This is a genomic window from Paenibacillus sp. FSL H8-0332 (genome assembly GCF_037963835.1).
GTDB classification, from domain to species: Bacteria; Bacillota; Bacilli; order Paenibacillales; family Paenibacillaceae; genus Paenibacillus_AQ; species Paenibacillus_AQ rhizoplanae.
Genome location: NZ_CP150145.1, coordinates 5,209,684 through 5,228,256, shown reverse-complemented (window position 1 = coordinate 5,228,256; position 18,573 = coordinate 5,209,684). Strand labels below are relative to the sequence as shown.

15 protein-coding genes are annotated in these 18,573 nt (G+C 53.7%); 14 read left to right on the top strand and 1 reads right to left on the bottom strand.

Annotated features, from left to right (window positions below):
- The first annotated feature begins 8 nt into the window (after window positions 1-8).
- Entirely contained in the window at window positions 9-494 is a 486-nt protein-coding gene (locus NST43_RS22570; RefSeq protein ID WP_036690176.1) for a DivIVA domain-containing protein, read from the top strand.
- 93 nt (window positions 495-587) lie between these two features.
- Here NST43_RS22570 and NST43_RS22565 read toward each other — a convergent pair whose 3' ends face one another.
- Window positions 588-1,052 (bottom strand): hypothetical protein, encoded by a 465-nt coding sequence (locus NST43_RS22565; RefSeq protein ID WP_339219522.1) that lies wholly within the window; start codon window positions 1,050-1,052, stop codon window positions 588-590.
- Between the two features lie 209 nt (window positions 1,053-1,261).
- Here NST43_RS22565 and NST43_RS22560 point away from each other — a divergent pair, with 209 nt between their 5' ends.
- The 13 genes from NST43_RS22560 (at window position 1,262) to ileS (ending at window position 18,165) form a co-directional block, all read left to right on the top strand.
- Window positions 1,262-2,116, top strand: a complete 855-nt coding sequence (locus tag NST43_RS22560) for a glycosyltransferase (RefSeq protein ID WP_339219520.1) — start codon at window positions 1,262-1,264, stop codon at window positions 2,114-2,116.
- A gap of 179 nt (window positions 2,117-2,295) precedes the next feature.
- Window positions 2,296-3,072 (top strand): glycosyltransferase family 2 protein, encoded by a 777-nt coding sequence (locus NST43_RS22555; RefSeq protein WP_339219519.1) that lies wholly within the window; start codon window positions 2,296-2,298, stop codon window positions 3,070-3,072.
- 38 nt (window positions 3,073-3,110) lie between these two features.
- Window positions 3,111-4,535, top strand: a complete 1,425-nt coding sequence (locus NST43_RS22550) for a CDP-glycerol glycerophosphotransferase family protein (protein WP_339219517.1) — start codon at window positions 3,111-3,113, stop codon at window positions 4,533-4,535.
- A 17-nt stretch (window positions 4,536-4,552) separates the two neighbouring features.
- A complete protein-coding gene (locus tag NST43_RS22545; RefSeq protein WP_339219515.1) occupies window positions 4,553-5,560 on the top strand; it encodes an SDR family NAD(P)-dependent oxidoreductase in 1,008 nt (335 codons plus the stop codon).
- A gap of 11 nt (window positions 5,561-5,571) precedes the next feature.
- Window positions 5,572-6,537, top strand: coding sequence for a GDP-mannose 4,6-dehydratase (locus tag NST43_RS22540; protein WP_339219513.1), 966 nt, complete (start codon window positions 5,572-5,574; stop codon window positions 6,535-6,537).
- Window positions 6,534-7,730: a UDP-4-amino-4,6-dideoxy-N-acetyl-beta-L-altrosamine transaminase gene (gene pseC / locus NST43_RS22535; protein WP_209988048.1), complete on the top strand. Its 1,197-nt coding sequence runs from the start codon at window positions 6,534-6,536 to the stop codon at window positions 7,728-7,730. The genes NST43_RS22540 and pseC overlap by 4 nt, the downstream gene beginning before the upstream one ends.
- Window positions 7,727-9,523 (top strand): N-acetylneuraminate synthase family protein, encoded by a 1,797-nt coding sequence (locus NST43_RS22530; RefSeq protein WP_339219512.1) that lies wholly within the window; start codon window positions 7,727-7,729, stop codon window positions 9,521-9,523. The genes pseC and NST43_RS22530 overlap by 4 nt, the downstream gene beginning before the upstream one ends.
- 19 nt (window positions 9,524-9,542) lie before the next feature.
- On the top strand, window positions 9,543-10,460 hold the full coding sequence (locus tag NST43_RS22525; protein ID WP_339219510.1) for an aldo/keto reductase: 918 nt from the start codon (window positions 9,543-9,545) through the stop codon (window positions 10,458-10,460).
- Between the two features lie 4 nt (window positions 10,461-10,464).
- Entirely contained in the window at window positions 10,465-11,259 is a 795-nt protein-coding gene (locus tag NST43_RS22520) for an SDR family oxidoreductase (RefSeq protein WP_339219508.1), read from the top strand.
- Window positions 11,253-12,365 (top strand): UDP-2,4-diacetamido-2,4,6-trideoxy-beta-L-altropyranose hydrolase, encoded by a 1,113-nt coding sequence (gene pseG / locus NST43_RS22515; protein WP_339219506.1) that lies wholly within the window; start codon window positions 11,253-11,255, stop codon window positions 12,363-12,365. Before NST43_RS22520 ends, pseG begins: the two co-directional genes overlap by 7 nt.
- Window positions 12,343-12,915: a UDP-4-amino-4,6-dideoxy-N-acetyl-beta-L-altrosamine N-acetyltransferase gene (pseH, locus tag NST43_RS22510; RefSeq protein ID WP_339219504.1), complete on the top strand. Its 573-nt coding sequence runs from the start codon at window positions 12,343-12,345 to the stop codon at window positions 12,913-12,915. Before pseG ends, pseH begins: the two co-directional genes overlap by 23 nt.
- Window positions 12,893-13,945: a pseudaminic acid synthase gene (pseI, locus tag NST43_RS22505; protein ID WP_339219503.1), complete on the top strand. Its 1,053-nt coding sequence runs from the start codon at window positions 12,893-12,895 to the stop codon at window positions 13,943-13,945. The genes pseH and pseI overlap by 23 nt, the downstream gene beginning before the upstream one ends.
- A gap of 1,127 nt (window positions 13,946-15,072) precedes the next feature.
- The gene (gene ileS / locus NST43_RS22500; RefSeq protein ID WP_209988067.1) at window positions 15,073-18,165 is read left to right on the top strand and encodes an isoleucine--tRNA ligase; all 3,093 of its coding nucleotides are present in this window, start codon (window positions 15,073-15,075) and stop codon (window positions 18,163-18,165) included.
- Window positions 18,166-18,573: the final 408 nt, after the last annotated feature.

Below are 18,573 nucleotides of genomic sequence, written 5' to 3'. Positions count from 1 at the left end.
TGCACAGCATGCCATTAACACCGCTCGATATACATAACAAGGAATTCTCCCGGAGAATCCGCGGTTATGACGAAGATGAGGTCAATGAATTTCTGGATCAGGTGATCAAGGATTACGAGAGTGTGATCCGGGAGAACAAGGAGCTGCACAACCAGCTATTAACCCTTCAGGAACGCCTGGATCATTTCGTGAATATTGAAGAGAGTCTGTCCAAGACTATTCTTGTGGCCCAGGAGGCTGCGGATGATGTCAAGAACAATTCCAAGAAGGAGTCCCAGCTGATCCTCAAGGAAGCGGAGAAGAACGCCGACCGGATTATTAACGAAGCGTTGTCCAAATCCCGCAAGGTGGCGATTGAGACAGAGGAGCTGCGTAAGCAGGCCTCCATCTACCGTACCCGCTTCCGGACGCTGCTGGAAGCCCAGCTGGAGCTGCTGTCCCAGGATGACTGGAATGCGCTGGAGAGCCGCGAGGTTAGCGAGAACGCGCTCTGAGCCTGGTCGACGGTTAACTTGGACCCTAATACACAAAAACTCCTTAGCAGTAGGTCAATCAAGACCTCTGCTAAGGAGTTTTTTTTGTGCCTTCTAAACGGGTACGATTACTTTTCCGGTAATGTGGATGGGGCCACTCAGATTAATTTCGCCTTGGAGATCCTCCAGGTTGGAGGCAAAGACTTGAAACGCATAATAGCCTTCAGGAAGATCGGTAAGGATGGTCTGGAACATGGTCGTCATTCGAACCGTCTCATCTTCATCCGCCGGGATGGCGGATTGTTCAGCACTGCCTACGAGGATTCCATCCACAAGTAATTCAAGCAGGAGAGTGGGCTGAACGGGCGGTGTAGCAAACACGTTCGTAACCAACCAGCCAACCGTTGTAGTGAGCTCAACGAAATTGCTTGGAGCAGAAGGAACGGGCATACCGAATTCTAAAATCAGGCGTTGGGTCCCGTCGATTGGAATGGTAGGTCCAAATGATAGATTGCTACTGACGCTCCGTGCAAATTCTACCAGGGTATTTGGCATTTTTTCACCTCCATATTCTGACATAGTTCCATCCTATGTTTTGATTGAATATTATGTTAGAGACAACATCCTATGGACTTTGAAAAATATTGGAACTTACGGTGGTGATAGCTATGAATATTCTATTTATAACTTCAGGCTTCCAGGGTGTGTATGCTTTCTTCGAACAGCGTATCGCGGAGGCTTTACAGAAAGCGGGACATCATTGCAGAGCTTTCCAGCCTGGCAGTGTTTTGAATGAATTAAAGCTTAACCAGCCTTTCTGGCAGCCGCAGCTGATTCTGCTTATGGGCGGTCTGAAGGCTCCCGAGCCTGTGCTGGAGTTCATCAGACAATCCGGGGTGAAGTCGGCAGTCTGGATGACAGAGGACCCTTATTACATGGACTGGACGGCTCCACTGATTGCTTATTTTGATTATATTTTCACCATTGACCAGGCTGCAGTGGAGCATTATCGGGTCTTGGGGCACCCCCGGGTCTATCATTTGCCGCTGGGCACAGATCCTGATCTGTTTCATCCCGCAGCTGTATCCGAAGAGTACACCAGTGATATCTGCTTAGTGGGAGTGCCTTACAGTAACCGGATTGAGCTTATAAAAGCCTTGCTTGCAGGCACGGCCTATCGTATCCAGCTGGTGGGGAGGGGATGGGGCCGGTACTATCATGAATGGAAGCAGGGCGCTAACCGCAATGTGGAGCTGATGAATGCCTGGGTCCCGCCGGAGACGGCTGCTAAGTTTTACAACGGGGCGAAGATTGTGCTGAATATCCACCGCCCTTCCGCTGAGAAGTACAACCGGAACCGGGCAGGGATTATCGCCACAAGCATCAACAACCGTACCTTTGACGCAGCCAGCTGTGAAGCGTTCCAGCTAACGGATTACAAAAGCGGACTCCGCCATCAGTTCGGGGAAGGCACACAGGTGGTTTCTTATCAGGATAAGTATGATTTGCTGCAGAAGATCCATTACTACATGGCGCATGATGATGAGCGCCAGTGTATCGCTGAAGCAGCAAGACAGCAGGTGCTGGCTGCCCATACCTTTGAGCACCGGATACATGATTTGTTGATGAACGTGCAAGCCTGATAGACGGATTTACCGGACCTGATAGACGCCTCACAGTCATTCTGTTAGGCGTTTATTCAGGTTTGCCCATAGATTCAGGGCAGCAATCTGTCACTCCTTTGAAAATTTAGTCTTCTAACCTATAACGTTTCGAAGAAGGAGACATATGATAGCAAGTAAACAGTGAGGGAGGTATTCGATTGCCAAAAGTCACGATCATAATGACCAGCTACAATAAGGCCGCATATGTCGCAAAGTCCATTGAATCCATTCTGAATCAGACGCTTACAGACTTTGAATTCTACTTGATGGATGATAACTCGAATGAAGAGACCCTTAAAGTTATTGAGCCTTATCTGAAGGATAAGCGCATCCACTTCATTCAGAGCAACATTCAGACGCTGGCACAGAGAGTGGAGAAGGTCAGATATTCCGCGCTGATCAATCAAGCCCTGCATCAAGCAAAGGGAGAGTATATTTCCTATGCCACGGATGACAACTGTTACAGAAATACTAGACTAGAGCAGATGGTTGACTATCTGGAGGAGAACCCCGAGGTCATGATTGCCTACTCTGCATCGCTGGTCAACTACTTGAACGAACAGGATGAAGTGACCCGAAGCCAGCTTAGACCGGCCAAAAAAATCGTTTCGGTGGCCCCTTGCGTCATCGATCATTGCTCCATCCTGCACAGAAGCTCCATTCTTCCGGTCATTCAAGACAAGTTCGGGTCCTACTGGGATGAGAATCCGGAGTTCTATAGAATTGGCGATGGCCGTTTCTTCTGGCGGCTGAACCAGTTCTGGGACTTCTACCCCGTTGACGAGGTTCTGGATGATAACTATATCACCGAGCTGTCGATTCACTATCAATTGCAGCACCAGGAGAAGAGCCAGTTCATTCAGATGCTTCCGCCGCAGCGAACCTGCAAGGAGCTGAGAGAAGATCTGAAATTAATCCAGCAGCACAAGAAATAAGGCCTCTGCAGAGAAAGGCACCATAAGGAGGGAAACGGATGTCTATCTATCTATCCAATTACTGGTCGCTCTATAGTGAATTTATCCATGCTGCGCAGGAGCTGAAGTACAGGAATATCCCTCTGGCCCTGATGACGAATTTCTATCAACAAATCAATGATGAGCTTAGAAGCGAGATGGGGAGCAGCGGGTTCAGGCTGAAGCTGGAGCATTCCAGTATTCATGAGCAGCACCAGATTCAGCCTTTCTTTGAAAATAGGGTTGCGCCGCTCTATCAGCCTGTGAAGTCCAATCTGAAGGGCAAAATACTGATTAATCTGGACTATATCAGAATGTCGGAGAAAACGATCAGCGAGCATTTCAGCGGAGATTCGGCCATGATTCTATCCCGCTCCAGAGCGGATGAGCTGTTTGGCATTCCCAATGTATACAGCCTGGGCTACAAGCAGGACACCAAAGCTGCTGCGGAAGAGCTGGTCCGGCGTGCGGAGGAACTCTTTGCCAAGGCCGAAGGACATCCTGCGTTCAGCAATGAATTTTTTACCCAGACGTTCCTAAGCCGGATTCCTTCCATTATAGATACCATTGAAATGGTATTTAATCTCTACAATGACCTGCCGGTAGCCGCTGTAATGGTAGGTACGACAGAAGATGTAGCCAGCCGGGCACTTGCCGTCGTTGCAGGGATCAAGGGGATTCCCAGCGTATGTCTGCAGCACGGAATTCTGATGGGAGAGGAAGCATTCATCCCTGTATTCTCCAGCCACATCGGAATCTACGGGCAATATGAACATGATTGGTACGTGCGCAGAGGGCTTGAAGCCGAGCGGATCGTGATTACCGGCCATGCCCGTTACGATGATATCTTTACTTCGAAGCCTACCGCTATAGAGCCTTTTAGAGAAACCTACCAGCTTGATCCTCATAAAATCACCTTATTAATCGCTACCGGACCGACGCTGGATGAAGCCAAGATCCGCACCCTGCTCACCCAATTGGCCTCACATCCGCAGTTTCAGTTGATTATCAAGCCCCATCCCTGGGAGCTGTCCAAGAAGCTGATTTCGCTCTATACCGAGTATGAAGAAGAATATAGCAATGTTCATGTGGTTACCGACCGCAAGGCTGACACCCGTGAGCTGATTATGAAATCGGACGCTGTGGTCGCCACTCTCTCCACGGTTGCCCTCGAAGGCCTTTTATTCGGCAAGCCTGTATTTGTCTACAAATTCATTCAGGCCAATCGTGAATATGATTACTATGATGCCCTTGACCGCTATATTCAAAAAGAGCCAGCTGACTTAACCCGCATCATCGCCCGCTATTATTCCAGCAATATAGAGAGATTAAACTACAAGACTGTAAAAAAGAAATTCTTGCAGCAATCCTATCAGATTCCTGACTCCGGCAAAGTGCTTGCGGATCTCATGAACCGCTTGATCCATGGAAGCGAGAAGCGATGAAGCGGGAGGTGGAGAGTATGTTTTTCCGGAATAAAAGGATTCTGATCATCGGCGGTACCGGCACCATCGGGAAAAGTATTGCGAAGCTCCTTCTGAAGCAGGAGCCAGAGGTTATCCGGATTCTCAGCAGAGACGAGTATAAGCAGTTCGAGCTGCAGGATGAGCTGCAAGGGAACGCCAGGCTTAGCTACCTGATCGGCGATGTCCGGGATTATGACCGTGTGCTGGCGGCGATGGAGGATATAGATTATGTGTTCCATACGGCCGCCATGAAGCATGTATCCTTCTGTGAATATAACCCGTTCGAGGCTGTACTTACGAATATTGTCGGCACGCATAACGTGATTCAGGCAGCGAAGCAGCAGAAGGTAAGCAAGGTCGTTTTTACAAGCACAGATAAGGCCATTTCACCGACCAACAACTACGGAGCCACCAAGCTGTCAGCGGAGAAGCTGATTTCCTCTGCCGTCACCTCGGGAGGCTCCAGCCAAACGGTGTTCTGCACCGTACGGTTCGGGAATGTGATGGGCTCCAGGGGATCTGTCATTCCCTTGTTCGTGAAGCAGGCGAGAGAAGGCAGAGCGATCACCGTAACGGATCTGTCCATGACCAGGTTCATGATGACGCTGGAGCAGGCGACCCGGCTCACCATTCAGTCCCTGCAGCTGGCGAAGGGGGGGGAGACTTTTATTCTGAAGATGCCTGTGATCAGGCTGAAGGATCTGGCTGAGGTTGTAGCCGAGGAAGCGCCGAAGAAATACGGGGTTCCCCCGTCGTCTACGGTGAAGATCCTGGAGATCGGCCTGAAGCCCGGTGAGAAGAGATACGAAGAGCTAATGACCCATGAGGAATCCTTAAGCGCTTATGAATTAAAGGATGTATACATTGTCCCTTCCCCCTATGCTGCACCGCAGTCCTACCGGGAAGCAAGCAGGCCGAAGCCGGGTACCTACAGCTCCGAGGGAGAGATCCCGCTAACCAAGGAGCAGGTAAAGAAGCTGGCATCGGAACAAAATCTAATCTAGTGGAGGCTACTATGAATATACTCGTAACCGGAGGTGCCGGATTCATCGGCAGATGGGTGGTCGGACGTTTGTTAAAGGATGGACAAAGCGTATGGGTCGTCGATAATCTGGCGAACTCATCGCTGGATAATCTGAAGGAGTATGAAGATAGCGAGCATTTGCAGAAGGTGCAGATCATGGACCTCAAGGACAGAGAAGCTCTGAAGGAGCTTTTCCGGGAGGTTTCCTTCGACCTGTGCTACCATCTGGCGGCAAGCATTAATGTGCAAGACAGCATAGATGATCCTGAGACCACGTTCAATAATGATACGCTGGCCACCTTCTATCTGCTCGAGGAATGCCGCAAGCAGCAGGTGAAGATGGTCTTCATGAGTACCTGCATGGTCTACGCCAGAGCGGTGGATGAACAGGGAATTGACGAGCAATCCCCAATCAAGCCAGCCTCTCCCTATGCCGGGGCCAAGATCGCTGCGGAGAATATGGTGCTATCCTATTTCTATGCCTATGATCTGCCGGTGGTGGTCGTAAGGCCGTTTAACACGTATGGTCCCTATCAGAAAACCGGCGGCGAAGGCGGCGTTGTGGCGATCTTCATCCACAGCAAATTAAAAGGCGAGCCGCTGAATATCTACGGGGACGGCACCCAGTCACGGGATCTATTATATGTCGGGGACTGTGCAGATTTCGTAGTGGAGGCAGGCTACAGCGACAAGCTCCACGGAGAAATTGTCAATGCAGGCACGGGTGAGGATATCACCGTCAATCAATTGGCCGAGCTGATTGCAGACGGGCAGGCACCGATCCAGCATGTTCCCCATATTCATCCGCAGAGTGAGATCCAGAAGCTGTTATGTAATTACAACAAGGCAGAGAAGCAATTGTCCTGGACGCCTAAGGTAACCATTGAAGAAGGCATCCGGCAGACAGAGCAATGGATTCTTGAGACCTTTCACCGAAAGGAGCCGAACCAGTCATGAGTAAAAGCAAACTGGCCATTGACGGCGGGAAGCCTGTACGTGCCCACTACTTGCCGTATGGGAGACAGATGATCGATGACGAGGATATTGAGTCCGTGGTCAAGGTGCTGCAAAGTGATTATTTGACCAGCGGCCCGGCCATTGAGCAATTCGAAGCAGAGATCGCAGCGTTTACTGGGGCAAAATATGCCGTGGCCTTCTCCAGTGGAACTGCGGCACTGCACGGGGCCTGTTATGCCGCCGGGATCGGCGAAGGGGATGAGGTGATTACGACCCCCATGACGTTTGCGGCCACAGCGAACTGCGTGCTGTATCAGGGGGGCGTACCGGTATTCGCCGATATCGATCCGCGGACGTATAATCTTGATCCGCAGCGGATCAGGGAGAGCATTACGGCCAGAACGAAAGCGATTATTCCCGTCCATTTCACCGGCCAGCCGGCGCAGCTTGATGAGATCCTGCAGATTGCCCGGGAGCATAATCTGATCGTGATTGAGGATGCCGCCCATGCGCTGGGTGCGAGATATAAGGATAGAAGCATAGGCTCTATCGGGGACATGACCATGTTCAGCTTCCATCCTGTAAAGCATATAACAACGGGAGAAGGCGGAATGATCACGACCAATAACCCGGTATATTATGAGAAGCTGCTGCAGTTCCGCACCCACGGCATCACCAGGGATGAGCGCAAGTTAAGGGAGAACCACGGACCCTGGTACTATGAGATGCAATTCCTCGGGTACAACTACCGGATCACAGATATACAGACCTCACTCGGCATCTCCCAGCTTCGCAGAATCGGGGGCTTCATCGAGAAGCGCAAGCAGCTTGCCGCCTTGTATTTGCAAGAGCTGAGCGCGACCAAGGAGCTTATTCTGCCGCATCAGCTTCCAGAGGCGGAGTCAAGCTGGCACCTGTTCATTGTCAGACTGCAGCTCGTAAGGCTGAAGGCCACCCGTAAGACGGTCTTTCAGGCGCTGCAAAAGGAGAACATCGGAGTAAACGTCCACTACATCCCCGCCTATCTGCATCCGTACTACGAAAGCTTGGGGTTCCGCAAGGGAATCTGTCCGGTCGCTGAGAGCTGCTACGAGGAATTCATTACACTCCCGCTATATGCGGGTATGGAACCTGAAGATGTGTTGGATGTGGTCGCTGCGGTCAAGAAGGTGATCCGCCACTACTCCAAGTGAAAATAGAGAAGGGAGTGATTAATGTGGCCAAAGTGAAGGTGATTGCCGAGATTGCCAATGCCCATCTGGGCGACCCCGGCCGGCTGCGGGAGCTGATCCTAGCGGCCGCAGGCAGCGGCGCTGACGGGGTGAAATTTCAATGGTTCCATTACGACAGCCTAGCGGTGCCGGATTTCATCCATTATCAGACGTATATCGATTTGTTCATCGGCAAACAGCAATGGGCGGAGGCTGTACAGCTTGCCAAGGATGCGGGAATGGAGGTGTGGGTAGATATCTACGATGAATGGGGCGCCGGGCTGCTCACGGAGCTTGAATCGCAGGTAGATGGCTTGAAAATACCAACAACTGTGCTCCAGTCGCTCCCCTTGACTCTAGCCCTGCTAAAGTTCGATAAGCCCTTGCTCATCGGTGTAGGCGGCTGGCTGGAGGAAGAAATGGATACGCAATTATCTTACATTCGGAGCCATTACAAAGGCCCCATCGTGCTCATGCACGGCTTCCAGGGCTATCCGACCCGGACAGAGGATTCCAACCTGAGCCGTATCGCCCATATCAAACAAACCTATCAGCTGGAGGTGGGGTTCGCGGACCATGAGGATGCCGATCATGAAATGGCGGTCGATCTTCCGGTCTATGCCTATTTGCTGGGTGCCAGTGTCATTGAGAAGCATATCACCCTGAACCGTGCGGAGAAAGGCATTGACTACTATTCCGCGCTGGAGCCGGAGGAGTTTGGGCGGATGGTGGATAAGCTGCGCCGGGCAGAGTGTGTACAAGGCAGCCTGGAAATCAAGGAATCGGAAAGAAGCTATCTGGAGGATTCCTCCCTGAGAATTGTCTCCCGCACAGAACTGCGCCCGGGTCAAATGATCACACCCGAGAACATAAGCTATAAACGTTCCTCCGTGCCGGATGCCTTCATGGTCCGCAATGCTTCCGTACAATTCCCTATGATTGCAACGGCAGCAATTCCAGCGAACACACCCATCACGCCGGGGAAGGTAAAAGCACCCAAAATCTGCATCGCCGTCATCTGCAGATTGAAATCCACCCGGCTCCGCCGCAAGGCGTTGCGCGAAATTCACGGCATTCCAGCCATCGAGAGGTGCCTGATGAACTGTCTGGCTGTGCCGGGCGGCTATGAGGTGGTGCTGGCCACCTCGGATCTGCCGGATGACCAGCCGCTTACGGCGTTCAACCTGAACCATCAGGTGAAGGTGGTAACCGGCGACCCGGACAATGTGGCTGCAAGAATGCTGAGCGTGGCTGAAGCGGTCCAGGCGGATATCGTAGTCCGGGTCACCGGCGACAATCCGGCGATCTCTCCTGAGATGCTTAAGCTTCTGATAGACCGGCATCTGGCAAGCGGTGCAGATTTCACCTACGCCAAGGAGTCGACTATGGGGACGGTGGGGGATGTTTTTACCGTTGAAGCGCTGAGAAGGCTGCTGCACTATTCCAATCCGCTTACGCATGCGGAGTATCTGTCCTTTTACTTTTTCAACAATCCGCATCTCTTCAACCTCAATGCTGTGGACCTTCCTGCGGAGTGGGTGCACCCCGAGTGGCGGCTGACCATGGATGAAATTCAGGATCTGGAGCTGTTTGAGGAGATCTACCAGGCACTGGATGTGGGTGCAAGACCGCTATCCTTCGAAGAATTGAAGGAATTCCTGCAGGGCCACCCTGAGGTGGCTGAGCGCAACCGGGGCATTCAGGTGAAATGGCGGGATGATACAGAGCTGGTCAAGGAGTTGAATGCAGCAACCACCCTGAAGAAGGGACTATAACAAGTTAGTGAGGCTTCGGATGATGATAAATAAAGCCAGCCTTGTGCTGGGGACGGCCCAGTTGGGCGGAAATTACGGGATTGCGAATACAGCTGTCAACCGCTCTGTGCAACAGAGGAACGGGCTGCTCCAATATGCCCTCTCCTCGGGGATCGGTTATTTGGATACCGCACCGGGCTACGGGGACAGCGAGTCTATTATCGGAGATTGCCTGGAACACACTGAGCCGCAGAGCCGGCCGCAGATTGTGACGAAGCTCCCTTCCGTCCAGAGGTTAGGGCTGCACTCGGAGGAAGCGCGGAGGAGGTTCGTCACCTCTTCCGTGCATGCTTCCCTGAACCGGCTGAAGTGTTCTGCGCTGGATGTCTGTCTCTTGCATGATCCGCTGGATATGACTTACCACGGCGGCGAAATTCTGCGAATGCTGCAGGAGCTGAAGCAGCTGCAATTGATCCGCAGAATCGGCGTATCTGTGTATGATGCGGAGGATGTTACGAATTTTTTGAGCGTGGAGGGGCTGGACAGCATTCAAATTCCGCTGAATGTCCTCGACCAGAGGTGGCTAGCGAATGGAGTGCTGGACCAACTCGCCCGGAGGGGCACAGAAATCTTCGTCCGCAGTGTCTATCTGCAAGGCCTGCTGCTGATGGCACCGGAGCAGCTTCCGGCGGGACTGAAGCAAGCGGAGCAGCCGTTGTTACGATTAATCAGGTACAGCAAGGAAACCGGGATAGCGGTTAAAGAGCTGTGCTTCCTCTATGTGAGGGATCTTCCGGGGATATCCGGACTGGTGATTGGCTGCGAGACGGTGGAGCAGGTGCAGGAGAACCTGCGGATGATGGCGTTGCCCCCTCTAAACCGGGCGGTGAGACAGACGCTTGGTGAATCCTTTGCGGATATTCCTGTAGAGATCATTGACCCCAGGAGGTGGAAGTAACCGGATGCGTACTCTTCAAGAATTATTTAATCTGCAAGGACGGACAGCGGTTGTGACCGGAGGGGCTGGTTATCTGGGCACAGCCATAGCGGAGGGGCTGGCTGAGGCTGGCGCGGCAGTCTATCTGGTAAGCTCGAACGGACAGCGCTGCATGGAGGCCGCTGAGGCGATCGCCCGCACCACCGGAGCAGCCTGCTTCGGCAAGGCTATGGATATCCGGCAGGAAGCATCAGTCAGAGAATGTATTCAGAGCATCGCTGAAGCGGCCGGAAGCATCGATATCCTGGTGAATAATGCCGCGTTCAGCTCAGCCGCCAAGCTGGCAGTTATGAGTGAAGAGCAGTGGCTGGCCGGGCTGGACGGGACGATCAATGGAGCCTTCAGATGTGTCAAGGCGGTCCTGCCCTATATGGTTGAACAAAAGAGAGGCTCCATCATTAACGTCTCCTCGATGTACGGGCTAGTCTCGCCTAACCCGGAGGTCTACGGAGACAGCGGGATGGATAATCCCGCCAATTACGGAGCAGGTAAAGCGGCGATAGGCCAGTTTACCCGTTACATTGCCTGCCACTTCGGGCAGCACGGAATCAGAGCGAATACGGTATCGCCTGGGCCTTTTCCTAATGCAGCGGTTCAAGCCGACCCGCAGTTCATCCGGCAGCTGGAGCGGAAGAATCCGCTGGGCAGGATCGGCACCCCTGAAGATTTGAAGGGAGTGATGGTGTTCCTGGCTTCCGCCGCCTCAAGCTATGTTACAGGTGAGAATATCTCTGTTGACGGAGGCTGGACCGCATGGTAAGCACAGCAGCTAACCAGAAGAATATATGGATTCGGGCCGATTCCTCGTACTCCATGGGCACGGGCCATATCATGCGCTGCCTGACACTTGCAGGCGGGCTTGCCGCCAGGGGCGGGCAGATCACGTTCATTTGCCGCGAGCTGCCGGGGAATCTGGCAGACTATATCAGGGGTCAGGGCTATGCGGTGAAGCTGCTGCCCTCGCCGGATGATCCGTCGTACGCTGCATTCTGGCTTCAGGTGGATTGGCGGACCGATGCCCTGGAGACGGTGCAGCGGCTGGAGGGAGCTGCTCCTGCAGATTGCCTCATTGTTGACCATTACGGAATTGATAAGCGGTGGGAGACATGGGTGCAGGGAAAAGTGAAGAAGATCGTGGCCATCGATGATTTGGCGGACCGTCCGCATCAATGCGATCTGCTGCTGGACCCCAATCCATCTGCTGCCAGGGACCGCTACCAGGGGCTGCTTCCCGCTTACTGCACGAAATTGACAGGCACATGCTATACGCTGCTGCGGCCGGAATTCCGCGCGGCTAAGCTGGGGCTGACTGAACGGGACGGAAGCATAAGCAGGGTTCTGGTGTTTTTTGGCGGCACAGATCCTACGGGGGAGACTCTCAAAACCTTACAGGCGCTGCAAAGTCCCGCCTTCGCTAACCTGAAGCTGGATGTCGTAGCAGGCGGAATGAACCGCCGCAAGGATGACATCGCAGCCTTATGCGACACGATGCCACAGGCCAGCTTCCATTGTCAGGTTGATTACATGGCTGACTTGATGCAGAAGGCGGACCTCTCCATCGGAGCAGGCGGAAGTACGACCTGGGAGCGCTGTTACCTGGGCCTGCCTTCGCTGTGCATTATTACGGCGGATAATCAGCGGGAGATCACGGCCTTGGTTCATGCGCGGGGGGCTGCATTCAGCCTGGGGAAGAGTAACGAGGTGACCGCCCAAGGAATTGAGCAGGGTCTTAAGGCTATGCTGGCTGACCCGGCCAGGGTACGGGCCATGTCGGAGCAGGCGCTCCGCCTGATGGGCGAGGATAAATGGGATGAGGTCATAGACAGGATTATGGGAGGGGACTATGGCAGACCTAAGGGACTATAGGCTTGAGAAGCTGAGCCAGGAGCATAGCAGGCTAATATGGGAATGGCGCAATGCCGATCACATTAGGCCCTATATGAATCATGACGGGATCATTCCGCTTGAAGAGCATCTTCACTGGATGAATACCATAGCGGAGGATATCAGCCGGGTGGTCCGAATCTGTTACTATCTGGACACACCGGCAGGCTTCGTGCAGTTCTCACAGATCGACAAGGTCCACAAGACCTGTGAGTGGGGCTTTTATATAGGGGACAAGAGCTGTCCCCCCGGCTCCGGCACCAAGATGGGAATCTTGGCGCTGGACCATATTTACCAGGTGGAGCAGCTAAGTAAGGTGTGTGCGCAAATTCTGGATTTCAATCAGCGGAGCTTGTCCTATCACCGCAAACTAGGCTTCATAGAGGAAGGCAGGTTAGGCAGACAACGGATCAGAAATCATCAGCCTGTGGATGTGGTCTTGATGGCCCTGTTCCGGGAGCAATGGGAGAAGCACAGGCTACGGCTGACAGAGGAGGCAACGACAGGCCATGAAGGAAATAAAGATCGGTAACCGCACCATCGGCAGCGGGCATCCGCCTTTTGTGATCGCGGAGATGTCCGGTAATCATAATAAGTCGCTGGACCGTGCGCTCGAAATCGTTAAGGCCGCCGCCCGGGCGGGCGCACATGCGTTCAAAATCCAGACCTATACGCCGGACACCATGACGCTTAATCTACGGAATAAGGATTTCATGATTGGGGAATCGAACGGACTGTGGAAGGGGAAATCGCTGTATGAGCTGTATGCTGAGGCGTATACGCCCTGGGAGTGGCATGAGCCTATCTTTGCTTCGTGCAGGGCGCTCGGGATGATTCCGTTCAGCACCCCGTTCGATGAGTCCTCGCTCGAATTCCTGGAGACCCTCGGCGTAGACTGCTACAAGATCGCTTCCTTTGAAAATAATGATATTCCCTTACTGCGTAAGGTAGCCTCCAAAGGGAAGCCGATGATTATTTCCACCGGGATGGCCTCGCTTGGAGATATTGAACAGGCTGTCCGCACCATTACCGGGGCAGGCTGCCGGGAATATATACTGCTCAAATGCACCAGCAGCTATCCGGCTTCACCCGGGAATACCAACCTCAATACCATTCCGTATCTGCGCGACGTCTTCCGTGCTCAGGTGGGCCTGTCCGACCATACCCTGGGCGTAGGGGCAGCAGTAGCAAGCGTGGCGCTGGGCAGTACGGTGATCGAAAAGCATTTTACCCTGAACCGTGCAGAAGGCGGGGTGGATGCTGCATTCTCCCTGGAGCCGGCAGAGTTCGCTTCCCTGGTCCGGGAGACAAATACGGCCTGGAGGGCACTCGGCGGCGTCTCCATCGGTCCCACCCCCGAAGAAGAGAAATCCCTGCAATTCAGACGGTCCGTCTATACTTCCAAGGACATCAAGGCCGGGGACCTGCTGACTGCGGATAACATCAGAGTCATCCGTCCCGGCTACGGCCTCGCGCCCAAGTATTATGACTTGCTTCTCGGCAAACGCTTAAGAACCGATCTGCCCATCGGCACCCCGCTGAACTGGGACCTGCTGCTGTAATCTGCCTTGACAATTGGGGCGAAAACGTCTATAACTAGAACATATCTGTATCCATTGAATCTAAATTCGATGACGGGACAAGTACGATAAGGTAACGTTCTCCAGAGAGTCGGTGCTTGCTGCGAGCCGATCGTTCACGCCTTACCCGAAGATCCTCCCCTAGAAGCTAAGCTGAAGCGTGTATACGTGTGTAGGCTCCGCCGTCTGCCGGACGTTATCCCGGACCCGCATGGTTGTCTATTGCCTGCGGACTGAGATTGTACTGAATCCACACCCCTTGTGATGTGCGTGCAGTGCAGATTAGGGTGGTATCGCGAGCGCTGTCTCGCCCCTTTGGGGGCGGGGCGGCGTATTTTTGTGTGGTGGGCATCCCCCTAAATCCCCCTTACAAGGGGGACCCCAAGGGCTGGCCGCCCTCTGGACACCCGCAGGCAAGTGCTCCGTGGAAAGAGTGGCGTGGGCGGAAGGGAATGGACTCTGTTGGCGGAAGGAGCGGCCCTTCTTAGGCTCCCCTACGGGAACGCCTGCGTGGCCTTAACTGCGCCCCGAGCGAGGGGCCAAGAGCCCCCGGCAAGAACCCCAGGCACAGCCCGGACGGTGTAACGGACTGAGGAGCTCTTATTTTGGAAGAAAGCTACTATTAGGGCAAGTAAAGGACCCCACAGCCCTTATTACCGGAAATTTCGCTTCTAGATGGTTCTTAGCAGGACAATAAGGTCGACTGGGTCCGTTAGCTCGCCAAAAGTGCTGTTTTCTTGAATATAACGGCTCTGCGGTCCGCTAGGACTGACCTACTCGGTTGGTGTGGCTTCTTTTCATCCAATCTTCAGTGGGCCTGAGTTAAAGATTCATGCTGCATTAGCGCGGTTAAGGCCCCGCAGGCGTACCCGTAGGGCAGCCTAAGAAGGGCCGAGGACTCCGCCGAAGTAATCCTTCCCGTCCACTGCCCCCGCTCCTCGCACGATGCACTGATTTCGGGTGTCCAGAGGGCAGCGCCCTTGGGGCCCTCCCTTGGCGAAGGGAGGGTTTGGGAGGGATCGAAAATCTTTAAAGTTTTAAAATCTTTTAAGAAGAAGGCTCGGATGATATCCGATAAAGTTTAAGACTAAACGAAGGGATTGACCATCATGCATAAGGTAGACGTCAAAGAAAAAGCCCGGGCCAGAGATGTCCGGATCTTGAAAAAGTGGAGCGAGGAGGACACATTCCGCCGCTCCATGGAGAACCGCGAGGGACGCCCGAACTATGTGTTCTATGAAGGGCCGCCGACGGCGAACGGGGTGCCGCATATCGGGCACGTGCTGGGCCGGGTCATCAAGGATTTTATCGGCCGCTACCAGACCATGAAGGGCTTCCGTGTCATCCGCAAAGCGGGCTGGGATACGCACGGCCTGCCGGTAGAGCTCGGGGTGCAGAAGAAGCTCGGCATCTCCGGTAAGCAGGATATCGAAGAATACGGTGTGGAGAAGTTCATCAAGGAATGTAAGGAAAGTGTATTCGGCTATGAGAAGCAGTGGCGGGAATTCACGGAAGCGATCGGCTATTGGACGGATCTGGATCATCCATATGTAACGCTGGACAATACGTATATCGAGAGCGTGTGGAACATCCTGGCTACGGTTCATGAGAAGGGCCTGATGTACCGGGGTCACCGCGTCAGCCCGTACTGCCCGAGCTGTCAGACGACCCTCAGCTCCCATGAAGTAGCCCAGGGGTATAAGACAGTTAAGGATCTGAGTGCTACCGCCAAGTTCAAGCTGGACGGCAGCGGCGACTATGTGCTGGCCTGGACGACTACGCCTTGGACGCTTCCGGCGCATATGGCGCTGGCGATGAATCCGGCTATGGAATATGTGCGTGCGCAGCAGGAAGACGGCGTGTATGTACTGGCGAAGAATCTGGTGGACGAAGTGCTGAAGGGTGAGTACACCATCCTGTCTACACACACAGGCGCTGACTTTATCGGCCAGAGCTATACACCGCCGTTCGGTTATATCAAGGCGGAGAAGCATAATGTGATCGTCGGAGCCTCTTTTGTAACGGATTCCAGCGGTACCGGGATCGTACATATGGCTCCGGCACACGGGGAAGACGACTATAAGAGCTGCCGCGAGAATGGGATCAGCTTTGTGAACGTAGTAGATACTTCCGGCAAGTATACGGATGTAGTGAGTGATTTTGCAGGACGGTTCGTGAAGGATTGTGACCTGGATATCGTGAAGGTGCTGTCTGAACGCGGACTGCTCTACCATAAAGAGAAATACGAGCACAGCTACCCGTTCTGCTGGCGCTGCGACACCCCGCTGCTCTATTATGCAACAGACAGCTGGTTCATCCAGACGACAGCGATCAAGGATCAGCTGATTGCCAACAATAACAGTGTGGACTGGTACCCGGACCATGTGCGCGAAGGCCGCTTCGGCAAGTTCCTGGAGGAGCTGGTGGACTGGAATATCAGCCGTAACCGCTACTGGGGTACGCCGCTTAACGTATGGGTCTGTCAGGATACCGGCAAGGAATTCGCGCCGCACAGCATCGCCGAGCTGAGAGCAATGGCCATCGGTGAGGTGGCTGAGGATATCGAGCTGCATAAGCCGTACGTGGATAATATTCAGCTGCGCAGCCCGTTCAGCGAAGGCGGCATCATGGTCCGCACCCCTGAAGTGATCGACGTCTGGTTCGACAGCGGCTCGATGCCGTTCGCCCAGAGTCATTATCCGTTCGAGAATCAAGACCGGTTCGAGGACCAGTATCCGGCAGATATGATCTGCGAAGGGATCGACCAGACGCGCGGCTGGTTCTACAGCCTGCTGGCCGTATCGACCCTGTTCACAGGCAAGGCGCCGTATAAGGCGGTTATCGCCCACGGCCATATTTTCGATGAGAACGGCCAAAAGATGTCCAAATCCAAAGGCAATGTCATTGACCCTTGGGAGATCATGAACGAATACGGCACGGATGCCTTCCGCTGGGCCATTCTGTCTGACAGTGCGCCGTGGAACAACAAACGGTTCTCGCGCGGTCTGGTCGGGGAGACGAAGTCTAAGGTAGTGGACACTCTGGTGAACACGCATGCCTTCCTTACGCTGTATGCCGGGATCGACGGCTATGATCCTGCGGATCACCCGTTCAAGTTGTCTGAGCATAAGCTCGACCGCTGGATTTTGTCCCGCCTGAACAGCCTGATCGTGCTGCTCGATAAGGGCCTGGCCGTGAATGATTTTGTGAACACCTCTAAGGCCATTGAGAACTTCGTGGATGAGCTAAGCAACTGGTACATCCGCCGTTCCCGTGACCGGTTCTGGGGCAGCGGGCTGGGCGAAGAGAAGCTGGACGCTTACCGCACCCTTACGCATGTCCTGCTGACCACAGCCAAGCTGATGGCTCCATTCACTCCGATGCTGTCCGAGGATATCTTCACGAACCTGGGCGGCGGGGAGAGCGTGCATCTGGCAGACTATCCGGCAGCGGATGAGAACCTGATCGATCTTGCCCTGGAAAAAGATATGGAGTACGCCCGCGGCATCGTCGAGCTGGCCCGTAACGTCCGCAACGAGAGCGGCATCAAGACCCGCCAGCCGTTGTCCGAGCTGATCGCGTCCACTCCGGACGACTTCAACGTGGCGGATTATGAAGAGCTGATCAAAGAAGAGATCAACGTTAAAAATATCGTCATCGAGCACAGCGACAGCGGCTTCGTAGACTTCACCCTGAAGCTGAATCTGAAGGTAGCAGGGAAGAAATACGGCAAGAGCGTCGGCTTCCTGCAAGGCTTCCTCAAAGCGATGGATAGTGACGCTACCCGCAAGGCGGTACAAGAAGGCGTTATCGCCATTGTGTCACCGGACGGGGAAGAGCTGCAGATTACGTCCGAGGAGCTACTGGTTGAGAAGCAGGCCAAACCAGGCTTTGCCTCCGCTTCCGGCTATGGACTGACTGTGGCCCTGAACACAGAAATCACGCCGGAGCTGGTACAGGAAGGCTGGGTACGTGAAGTCGTACGTGCGGTGCAGGATTACCGCAAACGTCTGGATCTGCCGATCGACAAGCGGATTGCCCTGACCCTGCATGTCGATGACGAGCTGAAGGCGGCGGTGACTGCATTCGAGCATGTGCTGCGTGAGAATGTACTGGTGACTACGGTTGATTTTGACGGAGATTATACCTATGAGACAGTGGATGCCGGCGGCAAGAGCATCGGTATTCATATCGGTGCTTAACTCCAGAGCGGCCGCGCATTTCCTGCATTACTTGTCCATGTATGGCATATACTAGCCGCAAAGGAATAGTTTCCACGGGTTAGAATGCAAATGACGAGCCCTGTGCTTGAAGAGAGAATTCTCTTCGACCGGGCTCGTTTGTTTTGCGGCTTATAGACAACCAGGAGGTACAGGGGCATGGGTGGATGGAACAACGGGAAGAATCCTGCAGAGCAGCCGAAGCAGCCGGAAGGGCCGGGCAGAATTTCGATCAGAACCACAGACAGAGGGAACAACAGGGAGGACGCGCCGCATGAGAAGCAACCCCCGTATTCTGGAGCAGGTCCAACGGGCAAGACAGATCCGGGCACAGAATATCCTGAGAAAAGTCAGCCAAGCGCTTCCAATCCTAAGCCTACAGCGGCTGTT

Coding starts and splice junctions, on each gene's coding strand:
- NST43_RS22570 (WP_036690176.1), top strand. CDS start 9: ATGCCATTAACACCGCTCGATATACATAACAAGGAATTCTCCCGGAGA.
- NST43_RS22565 (WP_339219522.1), bottom strand. CDS start 1,052: ATGTCAGAATATGGAGGTGAAAAAATGCCAAATACCCTGGTAGAATTT.
- NST43_RS22550 (WP_339219517.1), top strand. CDS start 3,111: ATGTCTATCTATCTATCCAATTACTGGTCGCTCTATAGTGAATTTATC.
- NST43_RS22545 (WP_339219515.1), top strand. CDS start 4,553: ATGTTTTTCCGGAATAAAAGGATTCTGATCATCGGCGGTACCGGCACC.
- NST43_RS22540 (WP_339219513.1), top strand. CDS start 5,572: ATGAATATACTCGTAACCGGAGGTGCCGGATTCATCGGCAGATGGGTG.
- pseC (WP_209988048.1), top strand. CDS start 6,534: ATGAGTAAAAGCAAACTGGCCATTGACGGCGGGAAGCCTGTACGTGCC.
- NST43_RS22525 (WP_339219510.1), top strand. CDS start 9,543: ATGATGATAAATAAAGCCAGCCTTGTGCTGGGGACGGCCCAGTTGGGC.
- NST43_RS22520 (WP_339219508.1), top strand. CDS start 10,465: ATGCGTACTCTTCAAGAATTATTTAATCTGCAAGGACGGACAGCGGTT.
- pseG (WP_339219506.1), top strand. CDS start 11,253: ATGGTAAGCACAGCAGCTAACCAGAAGAATATATGGATTCGGGCCGAT.
- pseH (WP_339219504.1), top strand. CDS start 12,343: ATGGCAGACCTAAGGGACTATAGGCTTGAGAAGCTGAGCCAGGAGCAT.
- pseI (WP_339219503.1), top strand. CDS start 12,893: ATGAAGGAAATAAAGATCGGTAACCGCACCATCGGCAGCGGGCATCCG.
- ileS (WP_209988067.1), top strand. CDS start 15,073: ATGCATAAGGTAGACGTCAAAGAAAAAGCCCGGGCCAGAGATGTCCGG.